8 protein-coding genes are annotated in these 8378 nt (G+C 50.5%); 5 read left to right on the top strand and 3 right to left on the bottom strand.

Going from position 1 to position 8378, the window contains the following annotated elements; translation table 11 throughout:
* The first annotated feature begins 156 nt into the window (after positions 1-156).
* Positions 157-531 (top strand): hypothetical protein, encoded by a 375-nt coding sequence (locus VB741_RS14120; RefSeq protein ID WP_323365825.1) that lies wholly within the window; start codon positions 157-159, stop codon positions 529-531.
* 1 nt (position 532) lies between these two features.
* On the top strand, positions 533-1969 hold the full coding sequence (locus VB741_RS14115; RefSeq protein WP_323365824.1) for a DUF1802 family protein: 1437 nt from the start codon (positions 533-535) through the stop codon (positions 1967-1969).
* 10 nt (positions 1970-1979) lie between these two features.
* Here VB741_RS14115 and VB741_RS14110 read toward each other — a convergent pair whose 3' ends face one another.
* The 3 genes from VB741_RS14110 to VB741_RS14100 form a co-directional block, all read right to left on the bottom strand.
* Entirely contained in the window at positions 1980-2282 is a 303-nt protein-coding gene (locus tag VB741_RS14110) for a hypothetical protein (protein WP_323365823.1), read from the bottom strand.
* 75 nt (positions 2283-2357) lie between these two features.
* Positions 2358-2963: a LysE family translocator gene (locus tag VB741_RS14105; protein ID WP_323365822.1), complete on the bottom strand. Its 606-nt coding sequence runs from the start codon at positions 2961-2963 to the stop codon at positions 2358-2360.
* Positions 2964-2976: 13 nt separating this feature from the next.
* Positions 2977-3432: an Lrp/AsnC family transcriptional regulator gene (locus tag VB741_RS14100; protein ID WP_323365821.1), complete on the bottom strand. Its 456-nt coding sequence runs from the start codon at positions 3430-3432 to the stop codon at positions 2977-2979.
* A 237-nt stretch (positions 3433-3669) separates the two neighbouring features.
* Here VB741_RS14100 and VB741_RS14095 point away from each other — a divergent pair, with 237 nt between their 5' ends.
* The 3 genes from VB741_RS14095 (at position 3670) to VB741_RS14085 (ending at position 7816) form a co-directional block, all read left to right on the top strand.
* Positions 3670-5109, top strand: coding sequence for a TldD/PmbA family protein (locus VB741_RS14095; protein ID WP_323365820.1), 1440 nt, complete (start codon positions 3670-3672; stop codon positions 5107-5109).
* Between the two features lie 2 nt (positions 5110-5111).
* Positions 5112-6488 carry a TldD/PmbA family protein gene (locus tag VB741_RS14090; RefSeq protein WP_323365819.1) on the top strand — a complete coding sequence of 459 codons (1377 nt, stop codon included), beginning with the start codon at positions 5112-5114 and terminating at the stop codon, positions 6486-6488.
* A gap of 158 nt (positions 6489-6646) precedes the next feature.
* Positions 6647-7816 (top strand): AI-2E family transporter, encoded by a 1170-nt coding sequence (locus VB741_RS14085; protein ID WP_323365818.1) that lies wholly within the window; start codon positions 6647-6649, stop codon positions 7814-7816.
* Positions 7817-8378 lie beyond the last annotated feature (562 nt).

Here is an 8378-nt window from a genome sequence, read left to right as displayed (position 1 = left end):
TTCCTTAAAGGCCCAGGGACGTCCGGTTTTAGAGTTCTTGACCGAAGCGGTTCGGGCTGCGCGGGCAGGCTTACCTGCGCCGTCCCTATTACCTTTGGTCGAGGCTAACACTAGATCTGCTCAGTCCTCACTCTCGCTTATGCCTGGGCATCCCCTGTGACGCTTACCTACCAGCAACTGATCCAAAAAGGTGGCGAGTGGGTTCATCTCAAGGAAGAGGAGCTGAAACCACTTGTAGCTCTGAAACACGTATACGACAATCATGAGAAATACGATATCAGCATTAAAAAGCTAGATTTCTTTGCTTTTACTCGTGACACACTTGTCAATAATCCGCTAATTAAAGAGATTTTGAGCCGTCCAGCAGGCAAAGTGATTGAAGAAGCTTTAGAAGGTAAGGAAGTTCAGCATTTACACAGCGAACAGGAAATTGAAGCCATTGCTGAACACTTAAATGAAACAATTGAGAATATGGATAAAGTGGAGGATGCTGATAACAAAGCAGATTTTGCTGAATTAGAGGTGGCTTAAAGTGGTTTTATTAAACACAGGTCTGTGCCTCTCATCGCTTGAAATAGTTGCTCTAAAGCAAGGAAAGTCAATTGTTTCCGCTCCAAAACGCTTCATAGCTCCAGGCAAAAGATTTTTGCTAATTCCATCTCAGGAGTTGAATGACTCCATAAAAAATAAATTCTATCGACCAGAGACACTTAGTTTATTTGAAAGTGATTTTAAGAATATAAAAACGAGCAATTTAGTCTGGGCACAATGTGAATTCTGTCAACATATTACTGGTTTAGATGATGTTGAGTCACTATCTAAATTAACCTTATGGAATCAAGAAGCTTTAACAACTCATTTGCGCAATAAAAGCAATTTATTTTTAGCATTTATTAGAGTTTTTAGCCTATCTAATGATGAGGTTTCTTTTCGCCTAGAAAACCTTTGTGATAATGAACTTCTCAATCAAATTATTCCGTTGCCAGATTACCTAAATGTATCATCCGATAATCCTGTATTGACAGATGAGCAATTTCAAGATGCTAGAAATATAATTCTTGATTTGCAAGTTGATCGCTCGCCGATCATCGTTGTTAAAGAAATAAATACTGTTGCGGACTCTCATCCAATCGAGGAAAAATTAACGGAGCAAGAAGAAAATATTTTAGACTCGTCAGACTGGGTTTCAAAAATTGCCGGAGTTGGTAACTCTAGTGATGGAAATACTTTTGAACGTTTAGTTCGTAAAAGTCTAATCACATTAGGCTTTGCTAATTCTGGTCGCTATTCAGATACAAGTTTGGACCCAAATAAGTTGGGTGGTGCTGGAGGTTTAGATTTCTACTGTGATATTCCATACCCAATAGTGGGAGAGTGTAAGGCTACCAAAACTGAAAATATTAGTGATAATGGCTCTGGACCTGCAGCTCAACTTATAAAATTAGGCAACAGGATTTTAGAAAATCACTATCAAGAATGCATTAAACTAATCATTGCTGCTGGTAACCTTACTAGGAATGCTAAGCAAACAGCTAAAAATACTCAAATAAGTGTTTTACGGCCTGAAACTTTACAGCGCTTAGTTGAGCTAAAAGAAGCTTATCCTCATTCTTTTAACTTAGATGAACTCAAGCCTGTTTTGGCTAATTCACCTTTTTCGGAAGAAGCAGATAAAGAATTAAGAAATTTTATTGATGAAGTTTGGAAAAAATTAAATATTCGTTCGCTATTAGTTGAGACCGTAAGGAAAAAATGTGACCAAGATAAAAAACCTTCCCGTGTAGAGGGGATACGTTCTGCATTTAATGCTGCTCATGCGGTTGATGACATCCCCATAATTCAAACTGAAGAAGAAACTCGTGATATTTTATTAGAGCTATCATCTCCTTTTACTGGTTACTTGGGACGTAAAATATATGATGGTGAAGAGTGTTTCTTTTTCCTTAGAAAATTAGAGATTAAAACATAACCTCAACAATCTATAGAGAATCTGGATTAATCCCCAATTCCCTTAGCTTTTCTTCTAGCGTTTGAATCCGCTGTCGATCCGCCTGCCGCAGCTCTCGCTCAGCTGCCAGCTGCTCCCCCAGTTCCACATAGGTCAAAAACCGCTCCCCATCGGGCCGATAAATCTCCAACGACTCCGACATCAGCTCAAACCGAATACCCAGCTGAGGACTCACCCAACCCTGGATCTTACTCACCAGCCCGAGCGACTTACCCGAGCGCTCAAATCCTGTCAGCTCATTACTATCCGGGTCATAGATGTCATACTCTGCCACCCCATACTTCCAATAAAAATTCAGCGATTAGCGGCTGAACCATAGGTGTGGCCTCAAAATAGCCTGTACTCTAGTTTAACTGCGCCAGCTCAAAGCCACGACCCCAAAGGCCGTAATCAACACCCCAAAAACACGATTGATCCAAATCAATCGTCCGGGCGTTAGCCAATGCCTTAACCGGGATACTCCGCTACTCAACATTAACCACCACAGCGCTGATCCTAAAAATACGCCGCCCACCATGATCACCGCCTGACCATAGTCCAGGTCTGTAGGCGCAAAGCCAGCAAACAGCAGGACAAAGGACAAAATCGTGGCTGGATTCGTCAGCGTTAAGCCAAAGGTGGATAAATAGGCACCAGCTAGGCCGGTTTTGCTAATCTCGGCGGGTTTATCGGCGGGCTTACTCAGAAATGTAGTGATGCCCAGATAACAAAGGAATAGACCGCCGATGATGCCTAGCCAGCGGGCCTGGTCCGTCAGGAAACTTGAAACAAAGGCAAGGCCAAAAGCGGCGACGGCTCCGTAAAGGCCATCCGCCGTTGCCGCCCCTAACCCCGACAGTAAACCGGCGGTTGCGCCGTAGGTGAGGCTGCGGCGAATGCAAAGTAAGCCAATGGGACCGACGGGGGCGGCAATGGCCACCCCTAACACCACCCCCCGCAAAAATAAAGAAATCATGACCATACCCCTATCAAATCGCCAACACCGTCGTTTCCTTCACCGTCGATAACGCAATCGACGTCTTCGTCCGCAATATCCCCGGTAACCCCTTAATTTCCTCACTGAGAATCCGTTCCAAATCCGCCATCTTGCCGCATCGCACCTTTAGCAGATAGTCCCCATCCCCAGCCACGTGGTGGCACTCCTGCACCGCTGATGTGGACTGCACATAGGCCAAAAACTCCTGGCGATATTGCGGATGCTCCAACCCCACGGCCACAAAGGCTGTGATGTCGTAGCCCAGCTGCACCGGATCCACCACCACCCCATAGCCCTGCACAATGCCCCGCTTTTCCAGACGCCGCACCCGCTCGGCAATGGCGGGGGATGAAACCCCACACCGACTGGCTAATTCGGACCAGGTCACCCGACCATCCGCCATCAGCGCCCCTAAAATTCTGGTGTCCAAATCATCCAAATTATTCATTAATTATTTTTAATAATTCAAAAGCTGATATTTCTTTGCATTTTAAGGTAAAAATTATTTTTAATCTTAAAATACAAAGAAAAAGTAAGTTATTTATTTGATATACAAAAAATAGCTCCTGGTCTATGTAGGGTCTCCCCCCCCATTACGGGGCTTGATAGGTAAGAATTACTACTATCAAGACAGGGTGTAGTACAGAGAATGGCTATGCATCTGGTCTGCACTACCCACAAGTTGATGTTTAAGTTTCTTTCAGACATTGTTACGGCAACGCCGGTACCCGCCGATTGGATCGGGATTCGAGCCGTCAAGGACCGTTCTAAAGCCTGTGCTATTCGAGATGCCCATCCGGAGCAAAATACCCAGCAGTTTGGCCAGGGGGCCATGGTGGAAGTCCTGGCCCAGGGGCAGTTTGGCTATAGTGCCACCAATGATCTCAGTGCCGCGTCCCTGGCGGCGGCCATTGGGTCTGCCTACGATCAGGCCATGGCGGCTAGCCCCTGGGCAGTGCACAGATTTACGGCAGCGGCCCGGCCCAAGGCCACGGGTAACTATATATCTCCCCATCGCAAAGGGTTAGATGTGCTGCCTCCGGCGGAGTTAAATCAGATTTTGCTCCAGGTATGTGACCGGCTCAAGATTTCGGACAAAATTGCCCAAACCACGGCCTCGGCTAGAAGCCACGATATTGAGACCTGGTATGTCAGCAGCAATGGTTCGGAGATTTACCAGCGGGACTATTTGGTGGAAACCCACTTTGGCATCATTTCCCAGGATGGTCCCATCACCCAATTGCGGACGGACCATGGGTATCTGGCCCACAGCTATCAGGGGGGGTGGGAGCTATTTCCCGGCCTGGATCTGTGGCAACGGGTGCAGCAGGTGGGGGAGCAGGCCCTGGAATTACTCCATGCGGATAACTGTCCTGATTTGGCGACGACCTTGGTGCTGGCTCCGGATCAGATGATGTTGCAAATCCATGAGAGCATTGGTCATCCGTTGGAGTTGGACCGGATTTTAGGGGATGAGCGCAACTACGCCGGGGGTAGCTTTATTAAACTAGAGGACTTTGGGTCCTTGGCCTACGGCTCTGAGTTGATGAATGTTACTTTTGACCCGACGGTGCCGGGGGAACTGGCCAGCTATGGGTTTGATGATGTGGGCACTCCTGCCACGCGGGAATATTTGATCCGGGGGGGCAAACTGGAGCGAGGTCTGGGGGGGGTGGAAAGTCAGCAGCGATCGCAAGTGCCCGGTGTCGCCAACTCCCGCGCCTCATCGTGGAATCGCCCCGCCATCGACCGCATGGCCAATATCAATCTAGAGCCGGGGGATCGCTCCTTTGAGCAAATCATTGCCAACATCGACCATGGCATTTATATGGAGACCAACCGCTCTTGGTCCATTGATGACCAACGCCATAAGTTTCAGTTTGGCTGTGAGTACGCCCGCCTGATCGAAAATGGACAACTCACCCGCACCCTCAAAAATCCCAACTATCGTTCCATCACCCCCCAGTTTTGGCATAGCCTGTCCCAGGTCGGTGACCGCAGCACCTGGGAAATGTACGGCACCCCGTTTTGCGGCAAAGGGGAACCCAATCAGCTGATTCGGGTGGGCCATGGCTCGCCAGTGTGTGCGTTTGACAATATTGAAGTGTTTGGTGGGGCGGTATGACCATGATGGCGGCAGCAACGAACATAGCGGACAACAGGGTGGCAGAGGTGACGGCTAAGGAACGGGTCTTTGGTCAGTTGGCCGATGCCATCTCTCAAGCTCTCCCCACAGCCACCCATTTCACCCTGACGGTCAGTGGCGAAAACAGCCAATTTACTCGGTTTAATCGGGCCCAGGTCCGGCAGACAGGCCAGGTAAGCGATGGCAGCCTCACCCTGACGGTCATGCTGTGCGATCGCACAGCATCCGGAACAGTGCCCTTTATTGGGGACTTTGACACCGATTGGCCCCTGATCAAAACCACCCTGGCAGAGTTACAGGCCATGGTGCCCCAGCTGCCGGTAGACCCGTTTGTGGTACTACCCACAGGGGCTGCCACTAGCCGCACGGTCAACCAGGGAAAAATTTTGGCGGCGCATGAGCTTGCCACCACCCTGCTTTCCCCGGTCCAAAACCTGGACTTCACCGGCATCTACGCTGGCGGTCTGATCTTTCGAGGCTATGCCGATTCCGCTGGTCAGCGGCACTGGTTTGAAACCACCAACTACAGCTTAGATTTCTCCCTATTTGACTCCCAAAATCGGGCCGTCAAGGGCACGGTGGCCGGGAACCAGTGGCAACAGCCCCACTTTCTAGACCAGATCAACCAGGCCAAACACCAGCTGGCCCTGCTAGCCCGCCCCGCCAAAACCATTGATCGGGGCCAATATCGCACCTATCTGGCCCCGGCGGCGGTGGCCGAACTGCTCCCCATGTTTTCCTGGGGTGGGGTGGGGGAAGCCGACCTGCAGCAGGGCAACAGCGCCTTTGGTCTTCTGCGCCAGGGCCAGCGGCAGCTATCGCCCAAATTTACCCTGCGGGAAAACTTTGCCCAGGCTAACATCCCCCGGTTTAATAATTCCGGTGAGGTAGCTCCCCTGCAGCTGCCGATTATTGAACGGGGGCAGCTGGTCAACAGCCTGGTCAGTTCCCGCAGTGCCAAGGAGTATAAAATCCCCTCCAACTACGCCAGCCGCAACGAGCATCTGCGAGCCCCTGAAATTTTGACCGGCACCCTGGCCAGGGAACAAATCCTGGCGCGCCTAGACCGGGGACTATATCTATCTAATCTGCACTATTTAAATTGGAGCGATCATCCCAACGGCCGCGTCACGGGCATGACCCGCTACGCCTGCTTTTGGATAGAAAATGGCGAAATTGTCGCCCCGATTGAAAATCTACGGTTTGATGAAAGCCTCTACCACTGTTTTGGCGATGGTCTGATGGACCTGACCGATTTTCAAGCAACTATGCCCACCATTGACACCTACGATCAGCGCAGCCTGGGCGATAGTCGGGTACCTGGCATCTTGGTAGAGGGGTTTACCTATACGCTTTAGCTATTTTTTCCTTAGGCCCCTGCCCGCTTACTCCCAAACCGCTCCCCCCCATCCCCCAAATTTCCCCCAACCAAGTTTCCCGACTTTCATTAGCCCCTGACTTGGCCCCTAGCGATAAAGGCCAGTAGACTAAGTGAAATGCCTCCCATTGCTCCCTTATGGTTCAAGAAATTTCGGCTGAGCCGTCGTCTAATGATGGGTCGCAGCGGTTGACCCTATCCATCAGCAGTGTTGTCCTGCTGATCGCGGCTATTCCTTTCTTCGTCATCCTTTGGCAGCTCAAAAGCCTGTTACTCCTGGTCATGATTTCGGTCGTGTTGGCCTGCTCCATTGCCCCGGTGGTGGATTTGGCCGAGCGCTATCGTGTGCCCCGGTGGCTCGGTGTGATTTTGGTCTATCTCACCCTGATTAGTGCCCTCGTGTTACTGGGGTTGCTGATTGGCCCGACGGTGTTTGAACAGCTAGAACTCTTGTTCCGTCGTGTGCCCGTCTCCCTCCGGGGGTTATTAAATGAAGCCGATGCCTGGCTCACCGCTTTTACGGATACCAGCTCACTTACCACCAACGAGCTATTTACCCAACTAATTGATGTTCAAGCGCTGATCAGCTGGACGATCAAATCCAGTCAACAGCTATTGGTGCGCTCCTACGGTGTCACCGCTGGTATTTTGGGAGGGGTGGTGAGCCTGGTGCTATCGCTGTTTATCTCTGGCTACATGGTGGCGGACAGCAACACCCTGGTGAAAAATTTTACCCGGTTGCTGCCCAGCCCCTGGGATGAACGCATTTTGGCCCAGGTTCCCGCCATGGGGCAACGCATTGGGGGCTATTTACGGGGGCGAATTGTGGTGTCGGCCCTCCTGTCCGTGGCCACCAGTGTCGGTCTGAGCCTGCTGGGTTTAAAGGATTTGGCGGTGGGTTTGGGTGCGATCGCAGGGGTAACCAACCTAATCCCATTTTTAGGCCCCATTTTAGGAGCCGTTCCCGCCCTGCTCGTGGCCATTCCCCAGGGCGGCTGGACTTTTCTGTGGGTACTCCTGCTCTACGTGGTTGCCCAAAACCTCGAAACCTACATTCTCGATCCGTTGCTGGTGGGCACATCCGTCGGGGTCCATCCGCTCTATCAGCTATTGGCGGTTTTGGGCGGAGCCCAGGTGTTAGGCATTATTGGCGCACTGATCGTCCCCCCATGGATCGCGGGCGGGTCGGTGCTCTTGGAAAACCTGTACCTGCGACCTAAGTTAATTAACGAACGGCGGCAGCGCCGGAAGGACGTCTCACCAGAATTAACTGGGTTTCAGGGGGATAGCTCACCAAAACCGTTATAAGTAGTGGCGATCACCAGTAGCGACCACCCTTGATCTAAGAGGTCCCCCTTTTCGGTGGGTCGTGGCGACCACCCTTGATTCATGGGGGACCCCTTTTCGGCATGTTGTGGCGACCACCCTTGATTTATGGGGGCCCCGTTTCGGCATGTCGTGGCGACCACCCCTGATTTATGGGGGTCCCCGTTTCGGCATGTCGTGGCGACCACCCTTGATTTATGGGGGGCCCGGTTGGGGGCGTTGCCCCTATGGATGATGTTCTGCTAGGTACCCAATCAGGGGAGCTTTTGCTCAAAAGCTGCCGAATTATCCCGCCATGGTGCAATTTTCTTAGATCGGTGTGTCATGCCTCTCAGCAATGTTACTCTCAAGATTGTGTATGATTACGTGAGATTACGGGCAGGCCTTAAGTTGATCTAAAGTTACGGACGATATTATGCCAGCAATTATAAATTCAAAATGTAATATTTGATACAGACGCGCGTGCCCAGTAAATGGGTTTTAAGAAATAGTTGAAACCTAGCGTGTGGGTCGGGTGCATCTCTATGGAAAATATCGGCATCAG

Source organism: Leptothoe sp. PORK10 BA2, from assembly GCF_034932105.1.
In the GTDB taxonomy this organism is placed as follows: domain Bacteria; phylum Cyanobacteriota; class Cyanobacteriia; order Phormidesmidales; family Phormidesmidaceae; genus Leptothoe.
This window is presented reverse-complemented; position numbering and strand designations above follow the sequence as displayed.

Bases quoted from the DNA above. Each gene is read 5' to 3' on its own strand.
- VB741_RS14105 (WP_323365822.1), bottom strand. From the start codon at position 2,963: ATGATTTCTTTATTTTTGCGGGGGGTGGTGTTAGGGGTGGCCATTGCC.
- VB741_RS14100 (WP_323365821.1), bottom strand. From the start codon at position 3,432: ATGAATAATTTGGATGATTTGGACACCAGAATTTTAGGGGCGCTGATG.
- VB741_RS14095 (WP_323365820.1), top strand. From the start codon at position 3,670: ATGTTTAAGTTTCTTTCAGACATTGTTACGGCAACGCCGGTACCCGCC.
- VB741_RS14090 (WP_323365819.1), top strand. From the start codon at position 5,112: ATGATGGCGGCAGCAACGAACATAGCGGACAACAGGGTGGCAGAGGTG.
- VB741_RS14085 (WP_323365818.1), top strand. From the start codon at position 6,647: ATGGTTCAAGAAATTTCGGCTGAGCCGTCGTCTAATGATGGGTCGCAG.